We start from the raw sequence: 22,865 nt of genomic DNA, 5'->3' as shown, positions 1-22,865 counted from the left end.
GAAACGATAGCCGCTACTTCCCGGCATCCAGCGCCGACACCGCGCGCGAATAGGCCGCTATCGCCAGCGCCACATCGTCGGCGGTGACCGACTCGGCGGGATGATGGCTGATGCCGCCTTTGCAGCGCACAAATAGCATCGCTGACGGCCAGCGTTCGGCAATGGCGATGGCATCATGCCCGGCGCCGCTCGGCAGCGTCAACGAACGCCCCTGCACCGCCTGCACCGCCTCGCTCAATACCTGCTGCAATCCGCTATCGCAGGAGGTGGCGGCAATACGGTAAAACTCTTCGGCACTGAACCGCAGCTGGCGACGAGAAGCAATGGCCTGCGCCTCCTTCAGCAGCGTATCCAGCAGCGCATCCAGCGGCTGGTCGTGCGGCCCGCGAATATCCAGGGTCAGCGTAACGTCGCCGGGTATCACGTTAACCGCGCCGGGCGCGCAGCGCAGCGTACCCACCGTGGCGACCCGGTTTCCGCCCTGCTCGCGGGTCAGGGTCTCTACCCGCACCATCCACTCGGCGGCGGCGGCCAGCGCATCTTTCCGATGACTCATCGGCACGGTCCCGGCGTGTCCCGCCTCGCCGGTAAAGCGGCAGTTCAGGCGACGCGCGCCGTTGATCGCCTCGACCACCCCCAGCGCCAGCCCTTCCTGCTCGAGGCACGGCCCCTGCTCGATATGCAGTTCCAGGTAGGCGGCAATCTCCTCCGGGCGGCGGGCGGCAAGATGAATGCGCGCCGGATCCAGCCCCGCCAGCACCATCGCCTGCGCCACGCTGACGCCGTCGGCATCGGTCTGCGCCAGCCAGCTCTCGGGCCAGGTACCGGTTATCCCGCGGCTGCCGAGCAGCGTAATACCGAAGCGCGTCCCCTCTTCATCGCAAAAGCCGACAATCTCGATGGCCTGTTTCAGCCGCCGCCCCTGTTGATGCAGACCGTGCACCACTTCGATCGCCGCCAGGACGCCAAGCATCCCGTCGTAGCGCCCGGCGTTGCGCACCGTATCAAGGTGCGACCCGAGCAGGATGGCGGGCGCCCCCTCCTGCTCTCCCTCGTAGCGGCCGCAAATATTGCCGACGCTGTCCTGCCAGACGGTCATTCCGGCCTGGGTCATCCACCGCGCCGCCCGCTGGTTGGCCTCGAGATGCTGTGGGGAGAGATAAACCCGGGTCAGGGCATCCGGCGTTTCGCTGATCGCGGCCAGCTCATCGGCGCGGGCCATCACCCGCGCCGCGGCCTGCTGCATTTCCGCCTGCTGGCGTTGTGCTGGACTCATTGGGCGCTCTCGCTGCGATAGTGATCCCACGCGGCCTGCATCGCCGCGCCCTGAGTGGTGGGGAATTTGAGATAGTTCAGCACCGACTCCAGCGCGCTGAGCGTGGTCATCACGCAGTCTTTACGCGCGTTGTACCCCATGGTGCCGATCCGCCACACTTTGCCGTGCAGCGGGCCGAACGAGGTACCGATTTCAATACCGAAATCTTCCAGCATCAGCTTGCGCGCCTGGTCGCCGTTGATACCCTGCGGGATAACGACGCCAAGCACGTTGTTCATCTTATGTTTCAGGTCGCCGAAGGTCTCCAGCCCCATCGCCTGAATGCCTTTGACCAGCGCGTCGCCGTGCAGCTTATGGCGGGCAATGCCGTTATCCAGCCCCTCCTGGAGGATCAGCCGCGCGCATTCGCGGGCGCCGAACAGCGCGGTGGTGGCCTCGGTATGATGGTTAAGGCGCTCCGGCCCCCAGTAGTCCATCACCATGCCGAGATCGAAATAGTTGGAGTAGATCATCTCCTCGTCGCCGTCGCGGTGGGCATCGGTGCGAATCCCCTCTTCCACGCATTTGCGGCGGCGAATCGCCTCTTCCATGCGCGCGCTGAGGGTAATCGGCGAGGTGCCGGACGGGCCGCCGAGACACTTCTGCATCCCGGCCGAGACCGCATCCAGCCCCCAGGCGTCGGTTTCCAGCGGGTTGCCGCCCAGCGAAGCGGTGGCGTCGGTGTAAAACAGTACGTCATAGCGGCGGCAGATATCCCCCAGCTCCGCCAGCGGCTGCAGCATCGTGGTGGAGGTGTCGCCCTGCACCGTCAGCAGCAGACGCGGACGAATACGTTTGATGGCATCCTCCACCTGGTCCGGGGTAAATACCTCACCCCAGGGTACTTCAATGGTGTGCACTTCCGCCCGGCAGCGGCGGGCGATTTCGCACAGCAGATGGCCGAAGCGGCCAAACACCGGCACCAGCACCTTGTCCCCCGGCCGAATAGCCGAAACGAGGATCGCCTCAATCCCGGCCCTTGAGGTTCCATCCACCAGCATCGTCCAGCGGTTTTCGGTACGAAATACGCCGCGGTACAGCGCCATCACTTCGTTCATATAGTGGGTCATCGCCGGGTCGTACTGGCCGATCAGCTGGCTCGACATGGCGCGCAGCACGCGCGGGTCGGCGTTAATCGGGCCGGGCCCCATCAGCAGGCGCGACGGCGGATTGAGTTGCGGAAACTGAGTGATATCCATCTTTAAGTCCTTATTGATTGAGGCCGCGCACGGAGGAAATAAACTGCTTCAGTTCGCTGGTCTGCGGGTTGGCGAACAGCGTTTTGCTGTCGCCCTGCTCCCAGACGCGTCCCTGATGCATAAACACCACGCGGTCGCCCACTTCGCGGGCAAAATTCATTTCATGGGTCACGAGAATCAGCGTCATGCCCTCCGCCGCCAGCTGCTCCAGCACCTTAAGCACTTCACCAACCAGCTCCGGATCCAGCGCCGAGGTGATCTCGTCACAGAGTAAAACTTTTGGCGACATCGCCAGCGCGCGGGCAATCGCCACGCGCTGCTGCTGGCCGCCGGAGAGACTCGACGGGTAGTAATCGAGCCGGTCGCCCAATCCGACCTTTTCCAGCATCCGCTGGGCCAGTTCACGGCACTCGGCGGCGCTCTTCTTCAGCACCCGACGCGGCGCCAGCATCACGTTTTCCAGCGCCGTCATATGCGGAAACAGGTTAAAGCTCTGGAACACCATGCCGATAGAGCGGCTGATCTCCCGCGCCTGCGAGTCGCGGTCGGTAATGGTCATCCCGCCGAGCTTAATGCTGCCTTCCTGATAGCCTTCCAGGCCGTTGATGCAGCGCAGCAGCGTGCTTTTGCCCGACCCGCTGCGGCCGATAATCGAGATCACTTCGCCCATATCGATATCCAGATCGACGCCCTTGAGCACGTGGTTATCGCCGTAGTACTTCTGCATCTGATTAATGGTGATGAGAGGCATTGAATTTGTTCTCCAGATGACGGCTGTAGCGGGACAGCGGGTAACACAGAATGAAATAGCCCAGCGCCACCAGCGCAAAGACTTTAAACGGCTGATACGTCACGTTGGTCAGCATCGTTCCCGCTTTGGTCAGCTCGACGAAGCCGATAATCGACGCCAGCGCGGTACCCTTGATCACCTGCACGGCAAACCCCACCGTCGGGGCGATGGCGATCCGCAGCGCCTGCGGGGCGACGACCCGATACAGCGTCTGGCCAAAGCTCAGCCCCAGACAGCGCGAGGCTTCCCACTGCCCTTTTGGCAGGGCGCGGATGCTGCCAAACCAGATATCGAGCAAAAAGGCGCTGGTATACAGCGTCAGCGCCAGCGACGCCGCGGTCCACGCCGAAACGTCGATGCCGAACAGCGCCACGCCGAAAAAGGCGAGAAACAGCTGCATCAGCAGCGGCGTCCCCTGAAACAGTTCGACATAGCCGCGGATCAGGCGTTTTACCTGACGCCCGCCGGTCATGCGCAGCAGCAGGAGCGGCAGCGTGACCAGCGCGCCGCCGAGGAACGCCACCAGCGACAGCAGCACCGTCCAGCGCCCGGCCAGCAGCAGATTGCGGACAATGTCCCAATCGGTAAAGGTGGTCATCATGCCTGCACCCCCAGCCATTTACGTCCCGCCGCCATCAGCAGCTGACGCATCGTTATCGACAGCGCTAAATAAATCCCCGTCGTCACCAGATAGACCTCAAAACTGAGGAAGGTGCGCGACTGAATCAGGTTAGCGGCAAAGGTCAGCTCTTCATAAGAGACCTGCGACACCACCGACGAACCGAGCATGACGATGATGCACTGGCTCACCAGCGCCGGATAAATGCGCTGCAGCGCGGGCGGCAGAATGACCTGAATAAAGGTCTGCGTCCGGGTCAGCCCCAGTACGCGCCCCGCTTCCCACTGACCTTTCGGCGTCACCTGAATCCCGGCGCGTACGATCTCGGTACTGTAGGCCCCAAGATTGACCACCATCGCCAGCAGCGCGGCCTCGCCCGCCGTCATCTTCAGCCCCAGATTCGGTAAGCCGAAGACGATAAAAAACAGCTGTACCACAAACGGCGTGTTGCGAATCAGTTCGACATACCCGCCCCAAATCCGGCTGAACCACGTGGGACGCCCGCTGCGGATGGCGGCGCCGAAGATGCCAATCGTCAGGCCACCTATCGTCGCCAGCACCGTCAGCTGAATGGTCACCCACAGCCCCGCCAGCAGCTCCGGCCAGTGCGGCCAGAGCGCAGAAAAATGAAGTTGCTCCGTCATGCCCGGACCTTACGAGCCGAGGCTGGCAGGCAGCGGCGCTTTCAGCCACTTCTCAGACAAACCGTTCAGGGTGCCGTCTTTTACGCCCTGCTCAATCAGCGCATCCACTTTCGCCTTCAGGGCCGGTTGATTCTTTTTCAGGCCGATAAAGCACGGCGAATCCTTCAGCATAAAGCTCGGCACCGGGGCCTTGTCAGCGTTCTGCCGGGAGATGGCCGCCACCACCAGGTTGCCGGTGGCCACATACTGCACCTGGCCAGATAAATAGGCCGACAGCGTGGTATTGTTATCTTCGTAGCGCTTAATCTGCGCCTCTTTCGGCGCCACGCTGGTCAGCACCATATCTTCCACCGCGCCGCGGGTCACGCCCACGCTTTTACCGCTCAGCGCCGCCGGGTCTTTCAGCTCCGCGCCTTTCGGGCCAAATACGCCGAGGAAGAACGGCGCATAGGCGCGGCTAAAGTCGATCACCTTCTCGCGCTCGGCGTTTTTACCGAGGCTGGAAATCACCAGGTCCACCTTATCGGTTTGCAGATAAGGCACGCGGTTGGCGCTGGTCACCGGCACCAGCTGCAGCTTGAGCTTCATCTCTTTGGCGAGATAGCGCGCCATATCGATGTCGTAGCCCTGCGGCTGAAGATCGGTACCCACCGAGCCAAACGGCGGGAAATCCTGCGGCACCGCAATGCGGATCGTGCCGCGCTTTTCAATATCCTGGAGCTGGTCAGCTTTCGCCGCCGGGAGGTTGGTTAACAGACAAGCGGCCCCGGCCAGTGCGATCAACAGTTTCTTCATGATGTTTACCCGTTACGTTAGCATGAAACAAAAGATTCTTTAAGGTCACTTTTGCAACTAATGTGCCAGATAGAGCGCCGCGTATCGGGTTAGCCCGCCGTTTGGCTAAGCGAACGTAAAACAAGGGAAATTGAGGAATTAAGAGGGAACGACCGCGCGTTCCCCCATTATTTTATCGCACCAAAACCATGCAAAGCACCACGCTGGCGCCCCATTAGCGTTGTTCCAGCTCGTCCAGCTGCTGATAAAGGGTGGCGATGTCGTGAATGCGCGGGCGGCCTTTATCGAGAATTTCGTGCAGCAAGGCGTTCGACAGCAGATTGATCAGGCTATTGACCGAGGCGTAGCTGTCGTAGGCCGATACGCTATCCAGCGGCGCGCAGAGCCGCCAGCGCGCCAGCGGAAACAGACCGTGGGCCTGCGGTTCGCACATCAGCAGCGCCGGAATGCCGCTGCTCTGCAGCTGCTGCAGCAGCGGGCGAATAATTCGCGGGCGGCGGCGGAACGCCATCACCACCACCAGATCGTCGGCGGTTAAATCCACCAGCTCTTCGCTTAAGCTTTGTCCCGGCTGCGGCAGCACCAGCACCTGCCCGCGCGCCTGCAGGAGCTGCTGGCGCAGATGCAGCGCCGCCGGATAAGCATTGCGCATGCCGATAATCACGATACGCCGGGCGCTCACCAGCGCCTGAATCGCCTCGGCGAACTGCTGGACATCAAGGGCGTTAACCCACTGGGTCAGGTTGGCCATCTCCTGTTTATAGTGGCGCGCCAGCAGCGTGTTGCCCTGCACCGCATCGCGATTATCGGTCAGCGGCATTCCGCTCTGGCGCAGGGTGCGCAGCTCATCGCGCATATCTTTATATTTTTCATAGCCCAGGCGCTTGAACAGACGGCTGACCGTGGCTTTCGATACGCCGCTCAGCTGCGCCAGCTCGGCGCTGTTGTAGCTAATCAGGTCATCAAAATGATCGAAAATAAAATCCGCCACCCGCTGCTCCTGGGGCGATAATGACGGGTACTGCGCTTTCAGTCGTTCATCAAGCTGTTGCATAAGACCTCTGTAACTTTCGTTTCACCGCACTATACCGTTAACGTCTTTCATAATGCATGCCAGTTCGACAAAAAGCGCCCATCGCCAGCAGCAATTGAAACTTTACGTTCAGACATGGAACAGCTTTTGCAACCCTCTGCGGACATTTCGCTTAATTGAGGACACCCCATGCAAAGTCATGTTGCCGCCCGCGGGATGGCGGTTGCGCCCCATCATCTGGCCAGCCAGAGCGCGCTGGCGGTTCTGCGCGAAGGCGGAAGCGCCATAGAAGCGATGGTCGCCGCCGCTGCGACCATCGCCGTGGTTTACCCGCATATGAACGGCCTCGGCGGCGATGGCTTCTGGCTTATCGTGCCCCCCGAGGGCGATCCCATTGCCATTGACGCCAGCGGCGCGGCGGGGTCGCTGGCGACGCCGCAGGCCTATGCCGGCCTCGCGCAGATCCCCCACCGCGGACCGCAGGCGGCCCTGACCGTGGCGGGCACCGTCAGCGGCTGGGACGAAGCGCTTAAGGTTTCGCGGGAGTTAACCGGGAAATCGCTGCCGCTGACGCGTCTGCTGGAGGATGCCATCGGCTACGCCGCCGGCGGTATCCCGGTGACCGCCTCGCAGGCCAGCGCGACCGCCGATAAACTCAGCGAACTGCGCGGCCAGCCCGGCTTCGCCGAAACCTTTCTGGTGGACGGCCAGCCGCCAAAGGCCGGGAGCCGCTTTTTGCAGCCGGCGCTGGCGAACACCCTGCGCCGATTAACCGAAGACGGTTTAGACAGCTTCTATCGCGGGCCGCTAGCGGAGCAACTGGCCCGCGGTATGGAAAAGTACGGGCTGCCCGTCACCCTGAGCGACCTGCAGCAGCATCGCGCTCGCCGCCCCCAGCCGCTCAGGCTGGCGCACCGGCACGGCGAACTGTGGAACCTCGCGCCGCCGACCCAGGGGCTGGTTTCGCTGGCGATCCTCGGCATCACCGACAGGCTGGCGATGGCCGATGCCGACGATGCGATGACCGTCCACCGAATTGTGGAGGCGACCAAGCTGGCCTTCGGCCTGCGCGACGCGCATATCACCGATCCCCGCCACCTTGATGTCGATATCCAGAGCCTGCTGACGCCGGCGGCGCTGCAGCCGCTGGCCGATAATATCGACGACCAGCGGGCGGCCCCGTGGGGCGCGGGCAAAGGCCCGGGCGACACCGTGTGGATGGGGGTTATCGATCAAAGCGGGCTGGCGGTTTCCTTTATCCAAAGCCTGTACCACGAGTTCGGCAGCGGCGTGGTGCTGCCGGAAAGCGGCATTGTCTGGCAGAACCGCGGGGCATCGTTCAGCCTCGACCCGCGCCACCTGCTGGCGCTGGCGCCCGGCAAGCAGCCGTTTCACACCCTCAACCCCGCCGCCGCAAGGCTGAACGATGGCCGGGTGATGGTGTACGGCTCCATGGGCGGCGACGGCCAGCCGCAAACTCAGGCCGCTATTTTCACCCGCTACGTCATGCAAAACGTGCCGCTACAGGAGAGCATCACCCGGCCGCGCTGGCTGCTGGGACGCACCTGGGGGCAGACTTCCGACTCGCTCAAGCTGGAGGGCCGCTTCAGCGCCGAAAGCGTTGCCCGCCTGCGTCAGCTGGGGCACGACGTTGACGTGCTGGCCGATTTTAGCGAAGCCATGGGCCACGCCGGGGCGATTGTTCGCCATCCCAACGGCCTGTTTGAGGGGGCCAGCGATCCGCGCAGCAACGGCTCCGCCGCCGGCTATTAGGAGCTGATGATGAACACACCGCACAACGAATGGGACGCTTACCTCACACAAATGGAACAGCTGCTGGCGCTGGAGCTGGACGATGCGCGGCGCGCAGAGCTCAGGGTGCAGTTTAGCCGCATCGCCGCCATGGCCGGGCCGCTGCTGGCCTTTCCCCTCGACGATCGCGTCGAAATCGCCGGAGTCTATAAAGCATGAAGCTACCTGAAATGACGATTCACGAAATCCAGCGCGCGCTGGCCGCCGGCGAGCTCAGCGCCAAAGAGATCGCCCGCCACACCCTGGAGAACATCGCCCGCGTTAACCCGCAGATCAACGCCTGGACCCACGTCAGCGAAAAGCGCATGCTCGCTGAGGCGGAGAATATCGATACCCTGCGGCGGGAAAAAAAGCCCCTGCCCGCGCTGGCAGGCGTTCCCTACGCGGTGAAAAATCTGTTCGATGTCGCCGGCCATACCACCCTTGCCGGGGCACAGCTGCTGAGCGATCGCCCCGCCGCCGCCGCCGACAGCTGGGCGGTGCGCCAGCTGCATAGCGCGGGCGCGCTGCTCTCCGGGATGCTGAATATGGATGCCTACGCCTACGGTTTTACCACCGAGAACAGCCACTACGGGGCGACGCGTAACCCGCACGATCTTTCGCGGATCGCAGGCGGCTCCTCGGGCGGGTCGGCGGCGGCGGTGGCCGCCGGGCTGGTGAATTTCTCGCTGGGCAGCGATACCAACGGCTCCATTCGCGTCCCGGCCTCACTGTGCGGGATCTTCGGCCTCAAGCCGACCTTTGGCCGTTTATCGCGCTCCGGCAGCCATCCTTTCGTCGCCAGCCTCGACCATATCGGTCCGTTTGCCCGCTGCGTCAGCGACCTTTCGGCGGTCTACGATGCGCTGCAGGGTCGCGATCCGGGCGATGGTTTTCAGGCCGACAAGGCCAGCGAGCGCACGGCGAATCTGCTGTCGCGCGGTCTCGAAGGCCTGCGCTGCGCCACCCTCGGCGGTTATTTTACGACATGGTGCGATAACGACGCCCGTGCGGCCGTCGCTCGCGTCGCCGGGGCGCTGGCGGCGCATGAGGCTGTGATTTTCCCGGAGGCGGAGCTGGCCCGCTCGGCGGCGTTTATTATCAGCGCCGCCGAGGGCGGAAATCAGTACCTGCCCGCGCTGCGTAGCCAGCCCGAACGTTTTGAGCCGAACTCCCGCGAGCGCCTGCTGGCGGGCGCGATGATCCCGTCGGCATGGTATCTTCAGGCCCAGCGCTTCCGCCGCCACGCGCAGCAGGCGTTTAAAGCCCTGTTCGCCCATGCGGATGTGCTGATCGCCCCGGCCACGCCGTGCAGCGCGACGCTCATCGGCGCGCAGACCATGGAGATTAACGGCCAGCCGCTGCCGATTCGCGCCAGCATGGGGATGCTGACCCAGCCCATCTCCTTCCTTGGCCTGCCGGTGGTCACCGTGCCGCTGCGTACGGCGAACGGTCAGCCGATTGGCCTGCAGCTGATTGCCGCGCCTTTTAATGAACAAGCCTGTCTGCGCGCGGCGCGGGCGCTGGAAGAGATGGGCATTACCGACGCCCGCCCGGTGGAGATAGCAGCATGATGACGCAAGAGCAGATTAATCGCCCGTTGGTTCTCGCCGAGGTGACGGCGGCGTTTTACCGCTATGAGGAAGCGCTGGTGAGCAACGATATCGCGGTGCTGGATGAGCTGTTCTGGCACGATAAGCGCACGGTGCGGCTGGGGGCCGGGGAAAATCTCTACGGTATCGACGAAATTCGCGCCTTTCGCGCCGCCCGCCCGGCCGCCGGCCTGCAGCGCGCGCTGCGGCACACCACCATCACCACCTTCGGCGAGGATTACGCGGTGTGCAGCACCGAATTCACCCGCGAAGGCAGCGAACGCATTGGCCGACAGCAGCAAACCTGGGTGCGCTTCCCCTGCGGCTGGCGCATCGTCGCCGCCCAGGTGAGTTTGATGAGTTAAGCCCCGCGCCTTTCCCGGTATTCCCCGGGTTGCGCTGCGCTTACCCGGGCTACGGGTCCGCAAACGTCTGCGATCCGGTAGCCCGGGTAAGCCGCTTGCGGCGCGACCCGGGGAACGCCTTTACCCCCGGAACGGATGAACGTCGCGCCAGTGGTCGGCAATCTGCTGACGAGTGCAGACCCAAACCTGGTCGTGCTGCTGCACATAATCAAGGAAACGCTGCAGCGCGCGGAAGCGGCCCGGGCGCCCCAGCAGGCGGCAGTGCATCCCGATGGACATCATCTTCGGCGCGCTGACCCCCTCGGCGTACAGCACATCGAAGCTGTCTTTCAAATAGGTGTAAAACTGCTCGGCGGTATTGAACCCCTGGGCGGTGGCAAAGCGCATGTCGTTGGCGTCGAGGGTATAAGGTACGATCAGGTGCGGCTTACGCGTCCCGTCGCCGCAGGCCACCTCGCTCCAGAACGGCAGATCGTCGCCATAATAGTCGCTGTCGTAATCAAAACCGCCGTGCTCCACCACCAACTGGCGGGTATGGGGGCTATCGCGCCCGGTATACCAGCCGGTGGGCGGTTTGCCAAATAGATCGGTTAACACCTGCACGGCTTTATGAAGATGCTCCCGCTCCTGCTCGATAGGCATATTCTGGTAGTGGATCCAGCGCCAGCCGTGGCTGACCACGTCATAGTTAGCCGACTTAATCGCCTCGACCACCTCGGGATGACGCGCCAGCGCCATGGCGACGCCAAACACGGTCAGCGGCAGTCCCCGCTGGCTGAACTCATTATGGATGCGCCAGAAACCGGCGCGGCTGCCGTACTCATACAGCGAATCCATCGACATATGCCGGTCAGGGTAGCTGGCGGCGCCGATAATATCGGACAGAAACTGCTCAGAACCGGCATCGCCGTGCAGCACGTGGTTTTCCGAGCCCTCTTCGTAGTTCAGCACAAACTGCACGGCGATGCGCGCGTTGTTCGGCCACCGCGCGTGCGGCGGCTGTCCGCCGTAGCCGCGCAGGTCGCGCGGGTAATCGTCTGCCAAAAATGCCATCTGCTACCTCTTCATATTAAAAGGGATTTAATGCCTGAAATTTGCCGCTCAACGCCTTGGCTTCCGGAAACCCTAAATCGCCCTGCTTGCTGGTCGACAGGCCTAACGCCACCAGCGACTCAACCATTTTGACCGCCGCGCTGACGCCATCGATCACCGGCACGCGCAGCTCGCGGGTCAGCTCCTGGGCCAGCGTCGCCATCCCGCCGCAGCCCAGCACGATAGCCCCGCAGCCGTCCTCTTTTAGCGCCTGGATACAGCGCGCTCGTACTTTCTCCTGCGCCAGACCGCTGCCGTCCTCCAGCGCCAGCACCGGTAAATCAATGGCGTGCAGGGCGGCGCAGTGGTCATGAAAACCATACTGGTGCAGCAGATGACGGGCGATGATCAGGGTGCGCGGCAGCGTGGTCACGATGGAAAAACGGGTGGCCACCAGCGTCGCCATATGCATCGCCGCTTCGGCAATCCCCACCACCGGCCCCTGCGCCAGCTCGCGCGCCGCCAGCAGCCCGGGGTCGCCAAAACAGGCTATCACGTGCCCGTCTACCCCCTGTTGACGACCGGCTTTGATCTGCTCCAGCACGCCCACGGCGGCGATGGCTTCATCAAAGTGGCCCTCTATCGACGGCACGCCCTCGCGGGGGCAGACCGCCAGAATCTCGGTTCCCGGCGCGGCAGCCGCCCGCGCGGCGGCACCGATGGTTTCCGTCATAGCCAGGCTGGTGTTGGGGTTGATGACTTGTATACAAACAGCGGCCATTACGGCTCCTTATAGCCGGCAAACAGCCGGGCAAAATCGGGCAGGGTCACGCCAGAGCGCTCAAAACAGAGGCTGGCGACAATATGTTCAAAATGGTGGCTTAAGGCGTCGCTCAGGGGCTGGAGCGCCTTGTCGCGCAGCAGCTGGACAAGCTGTTCGTGATCGTCGCAGCGGCAGCCCTGACGCCACGGCGATCCCCACGCCGCGATAACCAAGGATGAACGCTGGCTCAGGCGGGTCACCATCTCGGTGAGCACCTGATTGCCGGAGATCGCCTGCAGCTGAATATGAAACTCGGCCGAATAGCGGATCGCCGCCGGGCCGTCATAGCGTTCATGCGCCTGCTGCTCCTGACGGATAATGGCCTCCAGCGCCGCCAGATGCGGCGGCTGGCAGCGGGTCAGCACATCCGGCAGGTTGGCCACCTCCAGCAGCGCGCGGGTACGGAAGATCGCCTGCGCCTCTTCGACCGTTGGGCTGGCGACCTGTGCACCACGTTTGGGCGTCAGGGCGACCATTTGCACAGTCGCGAGTCGTTGCAGCACTTTTCTGATCCCGGTGCGGCTTACGCCAAACACCTCCGCCAGCGCCTCCTCCGGCAGTTTGCTCCCCGGCGGCAGCTGATGCTCGACGATAGCGGTCATCAGCGCCTGATAGATGGATTCGTCTTTATCCTGCTGATCTGGCGCGACCTGCAGACGATGTTGGTTGCTCATTCACCACTCCGGTTTTTACTTTTTGATATCGGATCGTATACATAAAATTTAATTCTTGCATACAAAATTAACTGTTTTGGCCTGATTCCTGCAACAGCCTCGGCAATCCATTTAAACGGGTGTTCATTTACAGGAGCAGGTTTCATGCCAAATCAACAAAATACGCATCAGGTTAAGGCCGCTGATCCCCACGCTGGATACAGCCCACGGCTTTGCAATGAGGATCTGGCGCCAACCCGCGACCAGAACTGGAGCTGGTACAACATCTTTTCTTTCTGGATGTCGGACGTGCACAGCATGGGAGGCTACGTGGTGGCGGCGAGCTTCTTTACCCTTGGTCTTGCGAGCTGGCAGGTGCTGCTGTGCCTGCTGGTGGGGATTTGCATCGTTCAGCTGTGCGCTAACCTGGTGGCGAAGCCCAGCCAGATGGCGGGGGTGCCCTACGCGGTCATTTGTCGTCAGGCGTTTGGCGTCTTTGGGGCCAATATTCCGGCGGTGATCCGCGGGCTTATCGCCTTCGCGTGGTACGGCATTCAGACCTATCTCGCCGCCAACGCGCTGATGCTGGTGCTGCTGAAGTTCTGGCCCTCGCTGTCGACGCTCACCGCTTCCAGCTTCCTTGGCCTGTCGCATCTGGGCTGGCTCTGCTTCGCCACCATGTGGCTGCTGCAGGCGATGGTGTTCTGGCACGGGATGAACGCCATCAAGCGCTTTATCGATATCGCCGGCCCGGCGGTCTACGTGGTAATGCTGGCGCTGGCGGGATGGATTGTATACAAGACCGGTTTTGACGGGATCTCCTTTACCCTCGCCAGCAAATCGCTGAGCGCCGGGGAGCAGACCTGGCAGATGATCACCGCCACCGCGCTGGTGGTCTCCTACTTCTCCGGCCCGCTGCTCAACTTTGGCGATTTCTCGCGCTACGGCAAAAGCATGGGCGAGATCCGCCGCGGCAACCGCTGGGGCCTGCCGTTTAACTTCCTGCTGTTCTCCATCGTGACCGTGGTGATTGTCTCCGGCACGCAGTCGCTGTTTGGCCGCATGATCACCGACCCGATTGAGACCGTGAGCCGCGTGGGTAACGACCTGGCGGTCGCCATTGGCCTGCTGACCATGATCACCGCCACCATCGGGATTAATATCGTGGCCAACTTTGTCTCCCCGGCGTTCGATTTCTCTAACTGCTCGCCGCAGAAAATCAGCTTCCGCACCGGCGGGATGATTGCCGCCGTGGGATCGATTTTGCTGACGCCGTGGAACCTGTTTAACTCGCCGGAGCTGATCCACTACACCCTCGACGTGCTGGGGGCGTTTATCGGCCCGCTGTTCGGTATCCTGATCGTGGACTTTTACATCATTAAGCGCGGCAAGGTTTCCGTTAACGACCTGTTCGACGACACGCCAAAAGGCCAGTACTGGTACCGCAACGGCTTTAACCCGAAAGCGATCGCCGCCCTGGTGCCCTCCGTCGCGATTGGTCTGGTCATCAGCTTTATTCCGGCCCTGCACGAAGTGGCTAACTTTAGCTGGTTTATCGGCGTCTTCCTGAGCGGCGCGGCCTACCGCTGGATCGCCCGCGACGAGCGCGTCGGCGCCACCGCCGGTTTCAGCGCCCTCGCCCAGAAAGAGTAACCCGGCCTTCCCGCCGCGGCGTCACGTCGCGGCGGCTCTCCGCCTGCGCAAACTGGCATTAATCTTGCTCAATCAACCTATCCTTTCGCTAACCCACAGGGCAGCTATGATGTTTGACTACCATGCCGCGGTTCGCGGCGCATTTTTCGATATCGCCGGGGTTGCCGAGAGCGCCGACGATATCGCCCGCCAGGCGCGCTATCTCGAGGATGGCGTGCTGTTTCTTCGCGACGGACGCATTCAGGCGCTGCTGCCGTGGCAGGAGGGCGAACGCTTTCTACACCCGCAGAAGGGCTATCGCGACCTGCGCGGTAAGCTACTGCTGCCGGGGTTTGTCGATGCCCACGTCCACTATCCGCAAACCGAGATGATCGGCGCATTTGGCGAGCAGCTGCTGGAGTGGCTCACCACTTATACCTTTCCGGTGGAGAGCCAGTTTGCCGATGCCGACTACGCCGCGGAGATCGCGCAGTTTTTTGTCAACCAGCTGCTGAGCCACGGCACCACCACCGCGCTGGTTTTTTGTACGCTGCATCCGCAATCGGTGGATGCCCTGTTTAACGAAGCGCTGCGCCTGAATATGCGCCTGCTCGCCGGCAAAGTGATGATGGATCGCCACGCGCCGGACTACCTTAGCGAAAGCGCGGAGCAGAGCTACCGGCAAACCCGCGAACTGATTGAACGCTGGCACCGGCGCGGCCGCCTCGGCTATGCCATTACGCCGCGCTTCGCGCCGACCTCAACGCCGGAGCTGCTGGCCGCGGTACGGCAGCTGCGGGAAGAGTTTCCCGATACCTGGCTGCATACCCATCTGAGCGAAAACCTCAACGAGGTGGCGTGGGTAAAAAGCCTGTGGCCGGAGCATGAGCACTATCTTGACGTCTACCATCACTATCGGCTGACCGGCGAGCGTAGCGTGTTTGCCCACGGCATTCACCTGGCGGACGCCGAGTGGCAGTGCCTGCACGAGACCGGTTCAGCGCTGGCCTTCTGCCCGACGTCAAACCTGTTTCTCGGCAGCGGGCTGTTTCGTTTACCGACCTGCTGGCAGAACAAAGTGCGCATGGGCATCGGTAGCGATGTTGGCGCGGGCACCACCTTCAGTATGCTGCGCACCCTCGGCGAGGCGTATAAGGTCAGCCAGCTGCAAAGCTATCGCCTGCGCGCCAGCGAAGCCTTCTACCATGCGACCCTTGGCGGCGCGCGCGCGCTGCGCCTTGACGAGAAGATTGGCAATTTCCAGCCCGGCAAAGAGGCCGATTTCGTGGTTATCGACCCGGCGGTCACGCCGCTGCAAAGGTTACGCAGCGGGCGCTGCAAAGATATCTATGAACAGCTGTTCGTGCTGATGACCCTGGGCGATGAACGTAATATCAGCGAGACGTGGGTAAACGGCGAGCGCGTGTGGGGGGATGCGGCTGCGTAGTAGTCCCTTTCCCGGGGGCGGCACGTTGTGCCTGTCCGGGCTACCAGACCACAGACAACGCCGAACTCGTAGCCCGGACAGGAGCGCAGCGCCGCCTCCGGGGAAATTTAGCTGCCGCGATAGGTAGACCAGCCGCCGGGGGCAATTAAAAACGGTAAATGATAGTGCTCGCCAGCCGCTTCGCGGATGACGAAATCAATCTGCGCGCTCAGGTAGAGCGTCTCGCGCCCGCTGGCGGCAAACCACTCGCCGATTTCCGCGCACAACCGGTAACGCCCCGGTGCCAGCGTCCCGGCGCCGAGTTCGCCAATGCGACCGTTATCATCGGTGACGCCGCGGGCAACCAGCGCGCCTTCGCGCTCCAGCGCAATTTTTACGCCCTGCGCCGGTCGGCCGGTGGAAATATCCAGAATATGGGTGCTTAAGGTACTCATTCGCCAATCGCTCCTTCCAGTCTTAATAGGGTGATTTCGCGCAGCTGCGCTAACGCGTCCTCGACTTCTGCGCGCTCGCTGTTTTGCAGGCGACGCGACAGCGCCGCCAGGATTTCATCCCCGCAGCGCCCTTTCGCGCGAATCAAAAAGACCCGGCCAAATCGCGCTTCGTAGCGGGCGTTGCCCTCTTTCAGCGCCTGCGCCAGCGCAGCATCGCGGTCATCAACGCTTCCCTGTTCCTGACGCGAGAGCGCCGCGTGCGCCTGAGACCCGGCGGGCTTTTCGCCGATACGCGGATGGGCGCTTAGCGCCTCGGTCAGCTCCGCTTCGCCCCACGCCGCCATCAGCCGCCGGGCGGCGCTGAGTAAATCAGCGCGGCTGCGCCAGGGCCGGCCGGCGGCCAGCGCCGCCGCCCAGCCGGAGATGGCCACGCAGGGTTCCAGCACGGCGACGGCATGTTCGCCGCTCAGCTGATTAAAGTGATTCAGCGCGATCATCGGTGCTCCTTGTGGCCGCCGCCGCGGCCGGTTTCTCTTCCGGAATAATCAGATTCAGGACAATCGCCACCAGCCCGCCGCTGGTCGCCGCGGAACCGAACAGGTTACCCACGATCGGCGGGAAGTGGGTCAGAAACGCCGGAACCGCTTCAATGCCGAGACCAAAACCGAAGGCCAGGCCAACGATCAGCATATCGCGACGGGTTAGCGGTTTCTGGGTGATAATGCGGATCCCCGCGGCCACAACGCAGCCAAACATCACCATCGTCGCGCCGCCCAGCACCGGCGCCGGAATCTGGCGCAGGATCTCGCCGAACGGCGGAAACAGGCCCAGCAGAATCAAAATCACCCCGATGTAGCGGCCAACGTAGCGGCTGGCGACGCCGGTCATCTGAATCACGCCGTTGTTTTGCGCAAAGGTGGTATTGGGGAACGCGCACAGCATCGCCGCCACCATGCAGCTTATGCCATCGGCAAGAATGCCGCCTTTCAGCCGCGAACGAAAGTCCTCGTCATCTATCGACTGCTGAGAGATCAGGCAATTGGCCGTCAGATCGCCTACCGCCTCAAGAATGCAGACCAGCGACACCAGCGCAATCGGCAGAAAAATCGCGCTGTTAAACTGAAAACCAAACGGGAACAGCTGCGGTAAGCGGAACCAGACATCGCCGACGCCTTTAAGCTGGAACGATCCGCTCAGCGCCGCCGCCGCGCAGCCGACGGCAATCCCCACCACCACCGAAGAGAGACGCAGCCAGCGGTTTTTCGCACAGCTCAGCAGGACGATGGTCCCCAACGTGCCCGCGCCGAGGGCGATATTGCTCATGCTGGCAAACGCTTTAGCCTGCTCGCCGCCGCACCAGTTAATGACGCTGACTTTAATCAGGCTAATGCCGATCAACGCAATCACGCTGCCGGTAATCACCGGAGTAAAAATGCGCTTCAGCGGTTCAATAAAGCGGCTGACGAGACAGGGCACCAGCGCGGCAACAACGTTGACGCCAAACAGCATGGCCATAATATCCTGCGGCGTGCCGCCCTGCCCTTTTACCCACATACCGCCGGCAATGGCGACGCCGAGGAACGCAAAGCTGGTCCCCTGCATACAGATCATGCCCGCGCCGATCCCCCACAGGCGGTTGGATTGCAGGAAGGTCCCGATGCCGGAAGCCAGCAGGGACATGCTGATCAAATAGGGCAGCCACTCCCCCAGCCCCAGCGCCGCGCCGATAATCAGCGGCGGCGTAATAATGCCTACCAGCCCGGCGAGTACGTGCTGTAAGGCGCTAAAAAAAGCCGGGAGCGGCGGGATCCGCTGCTCAAGGCCGTACAGTAAGCCGCCGTTTTTTTCATCTGACATGGTCGTTTCATCCCGTTGCGAATAAGCGTGCGGGAACGGGTGCACAAAACAGGCCAAACTCGCTCACATTTGCGCAACATTTAATTTTATTCCGTTTTTTCAAGCAGATAACCCATCATTTTTGCCAGACCTCTTACGTCTGACCTCGGCGCGACAATGAAACATTAGATTCTCAATTACAAATTTAGAAATTATTGATTCATAAAAAGGCAATAAAACCCGCTCTGCGCACCAGCGTTGTGCAACCGCACGGTCGCGGGGAGCCCGAATCGGCGAAATCAGCGCCTGCGCCAAAGTGGTACGCAAATTGCTCAAGCCAATAACGACGTATGTAAAGGAGAAGCAAATGAAAGCATTAGTTATCGGCGGGGGAATCGGCGGCCTGAGCGCGGCGGTGGCATTAAAAAATGCCGGTATCCACTGCGAAGTCTTTGAAGCGGTGAAAGAAATCAAGCCGGTGGGCGCGGCCATCTCCATCTGGCCTAACGGCGTTAAGTGCATGAAGCATTTAGGCATGGGGGATATTATCGAGAGTTACGGCGGCCCCATGTATTTTCTGGCTTACAAGGATTATCTGCGCGGGGAGACTCTGACGCAGTTCAGCCTCGCGCCGCTGGTGGCGCGCACCGGCGGCCGTCCCTGTCCGGTTTCCCGCGCCGAGCTGCAGCGCGAGATGCTCGACTTCTGGGGACGCGACGCCGTGCAGTTTGGTAAACGCGTCACCCGCTGCGAAGAAAACGCCGACGGGGTTCGCGTCTGGTTTACCGACGGGTCGATGGCTGAAGGCGATTTTCTGATTGCCGCCGACGGTAGCCATTCGGCGCTGCGCCCGTACGTGCTCGGCTATACCCCTGAGCGCCGCTACGCGGGCTACGTTAACTGGAACGGTCTGGTGGAAATTGATGAGGCGATTGCGCCGGGCAACCAGTGGACCACCTTCGTCGGCGAGGGGAAAAGGGTGTCGCTGATGCCGGTCTCCGATGGACGGTTTTACTTTTTCTTTGATGTTCCGCTCCCGGCGGGGCTGGCCGAGGATCGCAGCACCCTGCGCGCGGATCTCAGCCGCTACTTCAGCGGCTGGTCGCCGCAGGTGCAGAAGCTGATCGCCGCCCTCGACCCGCAGACCACTAACCGCATTGAAATCCATGATATCGAGCCGTTTGAACGGCTGGTTCGCGGCAAGGTGGCGCTGCTGGGCGATGCCGGGCACAGCACCACGCCGGATATCGGCCAGGGCGGCTGCGCGGCGCTGGAGGATGCGGTGGTGCTGGGGGATCTGTTCCGCCAGAGCCGGGATATCACCGAGGTATTGCGCCAGTACGAAGCGCAGCGCTGCGACCGGGTCCGCGACCTGGTGCTGAAGGCGCGTAAGCGCTGCGATGTGACCCATGGCAAAGATATGGCGCTGACGGAAGCCTGGTATCAGGAGCTGAAATCCGAAACCGGGGAGCGGATTATCAACGGTCTGTGCGAAACCATTCAGGGCGGCCCGCTGGGGTAAAGATGCTGGCATCAGCCCCCTTCCCGGCTCGCGGCGTAAACGCCTTAGCCGGGCTACCGGATCGCAGACGCGAGGGAACTCGTAGCCCGGCTAAGCGCAGCGCGAGCCGGGAAGAAGCCACGCCGATGCATCACCCCGACACCGTCCCGGAGGCGGCGCTGCGCGCCTGTCCGGGCTACCGGATCGCAGACGCAGAGGAACCCGTAGCCCAGTCAGCGCAGCGCCACCGGGGAAGCAGGCCGCAGAGTATTTCAGGCCGGGCATATTACGCAGACGGGGGGGAAGCCGCTGTCCCGGCCTGCATCTCCTCCATCACGGCGGTCAGCTTCTGGATCGCCATCTGCGCCGGGCGGGAGAGCTGGCGCGATGGCGCGGTGCACAGGGCCAGGGTGAGCGGGCGCAGCAGCTTGTTGCGCAGCGGGACAAACGCCAGCTGCCCGAGCTTCACCTCTTCCAGCACGTCCAGACGGCTGAGAATGGTCACGCCGCCGCCTTTAAGCACCAGCGATTTAATCAGCCGGATATCGTTGCAGCTGATACTGTTCGCCGGGAAAAAATCATAATGGCGATAGAGCATCGCGACCCGATCGTGGACGATCAGCGGCGCGCCGGGAACAATATGCCGCTCCTCGCTAAGCTCGCCTGGCGACAGCATCGCAGCCTGCGCCTGGGGGTGATCCGGACGCATCACCGCGCCCATCTCCAGTTCAGCAAAGGCCAGTACGCTCAGTCCGGCCTGGCCTTCAGGATCCAGAATCAGGCCGAAATCAAGATCCGCCTGCCGCACCTTCTGGCTGACGGTATGGCTATCCGCGACCTGCAAATTCAGCTCGAGCCACTGCCAGCTACCGATAATCTCCGCCAGCGCGGCGGCAAAGCTCCCTTCCGCCAGCGCCTGCACCATGCCAAGGCTAACGGTGCCGCGCTTCAGCCCCTGCAGCTCATCAAACTTTTGCCGCGTCAGATGAAACTCCTTTTGCCAGCGCAGCAGATTGTCGTACAGCAGCTCTCCGGCGGTGGTCATGCGCAGCCCTTCCGGCAGGCGTTCGAACAGCGGCGTGCCGAAGGCCTCTTCCGCCTGCAAGATTTGCCGGTTGATGGCCGAGGCGGAAATATGCAGCTTTTCTGCCGCCCGCCGCAGGCTACCGCTGCGGGCGACTTCGGCAAAATAGAGGGCGAAACGTGAAAATGGGCTCATCGGTGACCTGTTCTCTTTTTTGCAACGGCTGGGTGAATTCTTGCTGATTGATGTCAACACCCTAATATGACAACAATAAACTCACAACAATTAAACAAATGTTTTTGTGAGCAGGAAGAGAAGCCATGAACAGACCACAACCCACCCCACCCGCCCATTGCACCTTTGAGCCTGAGGACTGGCTGCGCCTGGCGAAATGCTGGCACCCGGTCGCCCGCGCCTGCGATATCGGCCCCGCGCCGGTAAAAGCCACCCTGCTTGATGAGCAGCTGGTGATCTATCGTATTAAGGGCCAGGTGGTGGTCGCTCGCGACGTCTGTCCCCACCGCGGCGTGCCGCTGACGCTCGGCTTTCACGATGAAGAAGGCATCGTCTGCCCGTACCACGGCCTGCGCTTCGGCGAAGATGGCCGCTGTAACCGTATCCCGTCCAGTCCCGACCAGCCGGTACCGGCGAAGCTCAACCTCACCAGCTTTGCGGTTGAGGAGCGCTATGGCCTGATCTGGACCTGCCTGGCCTTCGACCCGGAGAACCCGATGCCGCTGCCGGTGATGCCGCACTGGCACGACGACGGCTTTCAGCAAATCAACTGCCCGGCCTTTGAGGTCAACGGCTTTGCGGGGCGCCAGGTCGAGGGCTTTCTGGATGTCGCCCATTTCGCCTGGATCCATACCGATACTTTCGCCGACCCGGATAACCAGGTGGTGCCGAACTATAACCCGCAGGAGACGTCGTTTGGTTTTATCGCCGATTACTGGAGTTCGGTCGGTAACTATCCCGCCAGCTCCGAGTTTCGCGCGCCGGAGGGCTTCCAGTGGCTGCGCCATTTCGAGATGCATCTGCCGTTTACCGCCACCCTGACGATTCATTTTCCCGGTGAGGCCAGGCTGGTGATTATGAACGCCGCCTCGCCGGTTTCCTCGCGGATAACCCGGATGTTCGCGCCCATCGCGCGTAATTTCGATCTGCACGTACCGGTAGAGGATGTTCACGCCTTTAACCTGCGCGTCTTTGAGGAAGATCGCCTGATGGTGGAGACCCAGCGCCCGGAGAGACTGCCGCTGGATTTAACGCTCGAAGCGCATATCCCCGCCGATCGCAGCTCCATCGCCTATCGCCGCGGACTGAAAAAAATGGGCTTCGGCGACTTTTTCCTCGTTTAAGTGGAGAGCCATCATGAGCGATGTAGTAGAGGTTATCGTTGACGGCCTCTGGCGCCAGGGCAGCCAGAACCTCGCCGTCAGGCTGGTGGCGCGGGACGGGCGACCGCTCCCCGCCTGGCAGCCCGGCGCGCATATTGACCTTCATCTGCCGTGCGGCATTATCCGCCAGTATTCGCTGACCGGCCCGGAGGACGCAGACGACGGCTACCTGATCTGCGTGGCGCTGGAGAAAGCGTCACGCGGCGGTTCGCGCTATATCCATCAGCAGCTGCGCCCCGGCCAGACGCTGTTGATTTCTCCCCCGCGCAATCTGTTTCCCTTACGGGCGGCGGAGCGGGTGACGCTGCTGGCCGCCGGTATCGGCATTACGCCGCTGTACGCAATGGCGCTAAGGCTGGAGGCGGAGGGCGTGCCGTTTACGCTGCACTATTACCTGAAAAATCGCGCTCAGGGGGCGTTTGTCCGCGAACTGCAGCGGCGATTCCGCGCCGAAAGCGTGGTGATTCACAGCTCTTGCGAAGGAGACAGCGCCCGGCAGCATTTAGCCGCCGCGCTGAACAAGACGCATACCGGATATCCGATTTATCTCTGCGGGCCAGAGGGATTTATGGCCGCCGCGCGCCGGGTCGCCATGGAACAGGGCTGGGCGGAAACGCTGATCCATAGCGAAGCCTTTCAGCCTGTCGCGTTGCCCGCCGGCGCTGAGGAGGGAGAAACGTTTAGCGTGACGCTTGCGTCCTCGGGAGAGCGGTGGCCGGTGCCCCCGCATAAGACCATCGCCCAGGTGCTCCAGGAGAATGGCGTCGCCGTTCCCCTCTCCTGCGAGATGGGGATTTGCGGCGCCTGCCTGACGCCGGTTATCGAGGGGGTTGTCGACCACCGCGACACCGTGCAGTCGGAGGCGGAGAAATCCGCCGGCGCGCAGCAGATCGCCCTGTGCTGCTCCCGCAGCCGGTCGGCGAATCTGTGCATTGATTTATAG

At 62.2% G+C, this 22,865-nt stretch carries 22 protein-coding genes and 1 pseudogene; 9 read left to right on the top strand and 14 right to left on the bottom strand.

What is annotated here, in order from left to right; translation table 11 throughout:
* Nucleotides 1-13 precede the first annotated feature (13 nt).
* The 7 genes from hpxK to hpxU all read right to left on the bottom strand — a co-directional run bounded on the left by hpxK (nucleotide 14) and on the right by hpxU (nucleotide 6,416).
* Complete coding sequence (gene hpxK / locus ACESQ2_RS05270) at nucleotides 14-1,276, bottom strand: allantoate amidohydrolase (RefSeq protein WP_373170204.1); 1,263 nt, start codon at nucleotides 1,274-1,276, stop codon at nucleotides 14-16.
* Nucleotides 1,273-2,514: an alanine--glyoxylate aminotransferase family protein gene (locus ACESQ2_RS05265; RefSeq protein ID WP_014228773.1), complete on the bottom strand. Its 1,242-nt coding sequence runs from the start codon at nucleotides 2,512-2,514 to the stop codon at nucleotides 1,273-1,275. The genes hpxK and ACESQ2_RS05265 overlap by 4 nt, the downstream gene beginning before the upstream one ends.
* Before the next feature lie 10 nt (nucleotides 2,515-2,524).
* Complete coding sequence (locus tag ACESQ2_RS05260; protein ID WP_014228772.1) at nucleotides 2,525-3,265, bottom strand: amino acid ABC transporter ATP-binding protein; 741 nt, start codon at nucleotides 3,263-3,265, stop codon at nucleotides 2,525-2,527.
* Entirely contained in the window at nucleotides 3,246-3,902 is a 657-nt protein-coding gene (locus ACESQ2_RS05255) for an amino acid ABC transporter permease (RefSeq protein ID WP_014228771.1), read from the bottom strand. Before ACESQ2_RS05255 ends, ACESQ2_RS05260 begins: the two co-directional genes overlap by 20 nt.
* On the bottom strand, nucleotides 3,902-4,567 hold the full coding sequence (locus tag ACESQ2_RS05250; RefSeq protein ID WP_014228770.1) for an amino acid ABC transporter permease: 666 nt from the start codon (nucleotides 4,565-4,567) through the stop codon (nucleotides 3,902-3,904). The genes ACESQ2_RS05255 and ACESQ2_RS05250 overlap by 1 nt, the downstream gene beginning before the upstream one ends.
* Before the next feature lie 9 nt (nucleotides 4,568-4,576).
* The gene (locus ACESQ2_RS05245) at nucleotides 4,577-5,362 is read right to left on the bottom strand and encodes a transporter substrate-binding domain-containing protein (protein ID WP_046877427.1); all 786 of its coding nucleotides are present in this window, start codon (nucleotides 5,360-5,362) and stop codon (nucleotides 4,577-4,579) included.
* Nucleotides 5,363-5,576: 214 nt separating this feature from the next.
* Nucleotides 5,577-6,416: a MurR/RpiR family transcriptional regulator HpxU gene (hpxU, locus tag ACESQ2_RS05240; RefSeq protein WP_049071236.1), complete on the bottom strand. Its 840-nt coding sequence runs from the start codon at nucleotides 6,414-6,416 to the stop codon at nucleotides 5,577-5,579.
* 168 nt (nucleotides 6,417-6,584) lie between these two features.
* Between hpxU and hpxW the strand changes: the two genes are divergently transcribed.
* From hpxW to hpxZ, 4 genes are read left to right on the top strand one after another with little or no spacing between them, the layout of a single operon-like run.
* The gene (gene hpxW / locus ACESQ2_RS05235) at nucleotides 6,585-8,168 is read left to right on the top strand and encodes an oxamate amidohydrolase (protein WP_373170203.1); all 1,584 of its coding nucleotides are present in this window, start codon (nucleotides 6,585-6,587) and stop codon (nucleotides 8,166-8,168) included.
* A gap of 9 nt (nucleotides 8,169-8,177) precedes the next feature.
* Nucleotides 8,178-8,366, top strand: coding sequence for an oxalurate catabolism protein HpxX (gene hpxX / locus ACESQ2_RS05230; RefSeq protein ID WP_004131209.1), 189 nt, complete (start codon nucleotides 8,178-8,180; stop codon nucleotides 8,364-8,366).
* Entirely contained in the window at nucleotides 8,363-9,760 is a 1,398-nt protein-coding gene (locus tag ACESQ2_RS05225) for an AtzE family amidohydrolase (protein ID WP_014228766.1), read from the top strand. The genes hpxX and ACESQ2_RS05225 overlap by 4 nt, the downstream gene beginning before the upstream one ends.
* Nucleotides 9,757-10,143 (top strand): oxalurate catabolism protein HpxZ, encoded by a 387-nt coding sequence (gene hpxZ / locus ACESQ2_RS05220; RefSeq protein ID WP_009653539.1) that lies wholly within the window; start codon nucleotides 9,757-9,759, stop codon nucleotides 10,141-10,143. Before ACESQ2_RS05225 ends, hpxZ begins: the two co-directional genes overlap by 4 nt.
* A 120-nt stretch (nucleotides 10,144-10,263) precedes the next feature.
* Here the strand turns inward: hpxZ and puuE are convergent, their stop codons facing one another.
* From puuE to ACESQ2_RS05205, 3 genes and pseudogenes are all read right to left on the bottom strand, one after another.
* Nucleotides 10,264-11,196 carry an allantoinase PuuE gene (gene puuE, locus ACESQ2_RS05215; protein WP_046877430.1) on the bottom strand — a complete coding sequence of 311 codons (933 nt, stop codon included), beginning with the start codon at nucleotides 11,194-11,196 and terminating at the stop codon, nucleotides 10,264-10,266.
* Nucleotides 11,084-11,956 (bottom strand): annotated as a pseudogene (locus tag ACESQ2_RS05210) (aspartate/glutamate racemase family protein); the annotation flags it as partial. The gene puuE and the pseudogene ACESQ2_RS05210, both read right to left, overlap by 113 nt.
* Nucleotides 11,956-12,672: a GntR family transcriptional regulator gene (locus ACESQ2_RS05205; protein WP_046877431.1), complete on the bottom strand. Its 717-nt coding sequence runs from the start codon at nucleotides 12,670-12,672 to the stop codon at nucleotides 11,956-11,958. The gene ACESQ2_RS05205 and the pseudogene ACESQ2_RS05210, both read right to left, overlap by 1 nt.
* A 144-nt stretch (nucleotides 12,673-12,816) precedes the next feature.
* On the opposite strand from ACESQ2_RS05205, the gene ACESQ2_RS05200 reads away from it, so the two are divergent.
* Both ACESQ2_RS05200 and guaD read left to right on the top strand, forming a co-directional pair.
* Complete coding sequence (locus ACESQ2_RS05200; protein ID WP_014228761.1) at nucleotides 12,817-14,304, top strand: NCS1 family nucleobase:cation symporter-1; 1,488 nt, start codon at nucleotides 12,817-12,819, stop codon at nucleotides 14,302-14,304.
* Between the two features lie 109 nt (nucleotides 14,305-14,413).
* Complete coding sequence (gene guaD, locus ACESQ2_RS05195; RefSeq protein WP_345911672.1) at nucleotides 14,414-15,730, top strand: guanine deaminase; 1,317 nt, start codon at nucleotides 14,414-14,416, stop codon at nucleotides 15,728-15,730.
* Nucleotides 15,731-15,837: 107 nt separating this feature from the next.
* Here the strand turns inward: guaD and uraH are convergent, their stop codons facing one another.
* From uraH to ACESQ2_RS05180, 3 genes are read right to left on the bottom strand one after another with little or no spacing between them, the layout of a single operon-like run.
* Entirely contained in the window at nucleotides 15,838-16,164 is a 327-nt protein-coding gene (gene uraH, locus ACESQ2_RS05190) for a hydroxyisourate hydrolase (protein ID WP_025106221.1), read from the bottom strand.
* The gene (gene uraD / locus ACESQ2_RS05185) at nucleotides 16,161-16,661 is read right to left on the bottom strand and encodes a 2-oxo-4-hydroxy-4-carboxy-5-ureidoimidazoline decarboxylase (protein ID WP_345911646.1); all 501 of its coding nucleotides are present in this window, start codon (nucleotides 16,659-16,661) and stop codon (nucleotides 16,161-16,163) included. Before uraD ends, uraH begins: the two co-directional genes overlap by 4 nt.
* Nucleotides 16,639-18,021 (bottom strand): nucleobase:cation symporter-2 family protein, encoded by a 1,383-nt coding sequence (locus ACESQ2_RS05180; RefSeq protein WP_049071245.1) that lies wholly within the window; start codon nucleotides 18,019-18,021, stop codon nucleotides 16,639-16,641. Before ACESQ2_RS05180 ends, uraD begins: the two co-directional genes overlap by 23 nt.
* Before the next feature lie 346 nt (nucleotides 18,022-18,367).
* Between ACESQ2_RS05180 and hpxO the strand changes: the two genes are divergently transcribed.
* A complete protein-coding gene (hpxO, locus tag ACESQ2_RS05175) occupies nucleotides 18,368-19,522 on the top strand; it encodes an FAD-dependent urate hydroxylase HpxO (RefSeq protein ID WP_014228756.1) in 1,155 nt (384 codons plus the stop codon).
* A gap of 265 nt (nucleotides 19,523-19,787) precedes the next feature.
* Here hpxO and hpxR read toward each other — a convergent pair whose 3' ends face one another.
* Nucleotides 19,788-20,720, bottom strand: a complete 933-nt coding sequence (hpxR, locus tag ACESQ2_RS05170) for a LysR family hpxDE operon transcriptional regulator HpxR (protein WP_046877435.1) — start codon at nucleotides 20,718-20,720, stop codon at nucleotides 19,788-19,790.
* A 125-nt stretch (nucleotides 20,721-20,845) separates the two neighbouring features.
* Between hpxR and hpxD the strand changes: the two genes are divergently transcribed.
* Both hpxD and ACESQ2_RS05160 read left to right on the top strand, forming a co-directional pair.
* On the top strand, nucleotides 20,846-21,883 hold the full coding sequence (gene hpxD / locus ACESQ2_RS05165; protein ID WP_014228754.1) for a molybdenum cofactor-independent xanthine hydroxylase subunit HpxD: 1,038 nt from the start codon (nucleotides 20,846-20,848) through the stop codon (nucleotides 21,881-21,883).
* Between the two features lie 13 nt (nucleotides 21,884-21,896).
* A complete protein-coding gene (locus tag ACESQ2_RS05160; protein WP_046877436.1) occupies nucleotides 21,897-22,865 on the top strand; it encodes a PDR/VanB family oxidoreductase in 969 nt (322 codons plus the stop codon).

This window comes from Klebsiella sp. Q11, assembly GCF_964241505.1.
GTDB lineage: Bacteria > Pseudomonadota > Gammaproteobacteria > Enterobacterales > Enterobacteriaceae > Klebsiella > Klebsiella michiganensis.
Note: the sequence above shows the minus strand (reverse complement) of the source record. Positions and strands in the feature narration are given on the sequence as shown.

Bases quoted from the DNA above. Each gene is read 5' to 3' on its own strand.
- hpxK (WP_373170204.1), bottom strand. From the start codon at position 1,276: ATGAGTCCAGCACAACGCCAGCAGGCGGAAATGCAGCAGGCCGCGGCG.
- ACESQ2_RS05265 (WP_014228773.1), bottom strand. From the start codon at position 2,514: ATGGATATCACTCAGTTTCCGCAACTCAATCCGCCGTCGCGCCTGCTG.
- ACESQ2_RS05260 (WP_014228772.1), bottom strand. From the start codon at position 3,265: ATGCCTCTCATCACCATTAATCAGATGCAGAAGTACTACGGCGATAAC.
- ACESQ2_RS05255 (WP_014228771.1), bottom strand. From the start codon at position 3,902: ATGACCACCTTTACCGATTGGGACATTGTCCGCAATCTGCTGCTGGCC.
- ACESQ2_RS05250 (WP_014228770.1), bottom strand. From the start codon at position 4,567: ATGACGGAGCAACTTCATTTTTCTGCGCTCTGGCCGCACTGGCCGGAG.
- ACESQ2_RS05245 (WP_046877427.1), bottom strand. From the start codon at position 5,362: ATGAAGAAACTGTTGATCGCACTGGCCGGGGCCGCTTGTCTGTTAACC.
- hpxU (WP_049071236.1), bottom strand. From the start codon at position 6,416: ATGCAACAGCTTGATGAACGACTGAAAGCGCAGTACCCGTCATTATCG.
- hpxW (WP_373170203.1), top strand. From the start codon at position 6,585: ATGCAAAGTCATGTTGCCGCCCGCGGGATGGCGGTTGCGCCCCATCAT.
- hpxX (WP_004131209.1), top strand. From the start codon at position 8,178: ATGAACACACCGCACAACGAATGGGACGCTTACCTCACACAAATGGAA.
- ACESQ2_RS05225 (WP_014228766.1), top strand. From the start codon at position 8,363: ATGAAGCTACCTGAAATGACGATTCACGAAATCCAGCGCGCGCTGGCC.
- hpxZ (WP_009653539.1), top strand. From the start codon at position 9,757: ATGATGACGCAAGAGCAGATTAATCGCCCGTTGGTTCTCGCCGAGGTG.
- puuE (WP_046877430.1), bottom strand. From the start codon at position 11,196: ATGGCATTTTTGGCAGACGATTACCCGCGCGACCTGCGCGGCTACGGC.
- ACESQ2_RS05205 (WP_046877431.1), bottom strand. From the start codon at position 12,672: ATGAGCAACCAACATCGTCTGCAGGTCGCGCCAGATCAGCAGGATAAA.
- ACESQ2_RS05200 (WP_014228761.1), top strand. From the start codon at position 12,817: ATGCCAAATCAACAAAATACGCATCAGGTTAAGGCCGCTGATCCCCAC.
- guaD (WP_345911672.1), top strand. From the start codon at position 14,414: ATGTTTGACTACCATGCCGCGGTTCGCGGCGCATTTTTCGATATCGCC.
- uraH (WP_025106221.1), bottom strand. From the start codon at position 16,164: ATGAGTACCTTAAGCACCCATATTCTGGATATTTCCACCGGCCGACCG.
- uraD (WP_345911646.1), bottom strand. From the start codon at position 16,661: ATGATCGCGCTGAATCACTTTAATCAGCTGAGCGGCGAACATGCCGTC.
- ACESQ2_RS05180 (WP_049071245.1), bottom strand. From the start codon at position 18,021: ATGTCAGATGAAAAAAACGGCGGCTTACTGTACGGCCTTGAGCAGCGG.
- hpxO (WP_014228756.1), top strand. From the start codon at position 18,368: ATGAAAGCATTAGTTATCGGCGGGGGAATCGGCGGCCTGAGCGCGGCG.
- hpxR (WP_046877435.1), bottom strand. From the start codon at position 20,720: ATGAGCCCATTTTCACGTTTCGCCCTCTATTTTGCCGAAGTCGCCCGC.
- hpxD (WP_014228754.1), top strand. From the start codon at position 20,846: ATGAACAGACCACAACCCACCCCACCCGCCCATTGCACCTTTGAGCCT.
- ACESQ2_RS05160 (WP_046877436.1), top strand. From the start codon at position 21,897: ATGAGCGATGTAGTAGAGGTTATCGTTGACGGCCTCTGGCGCCAGGGC.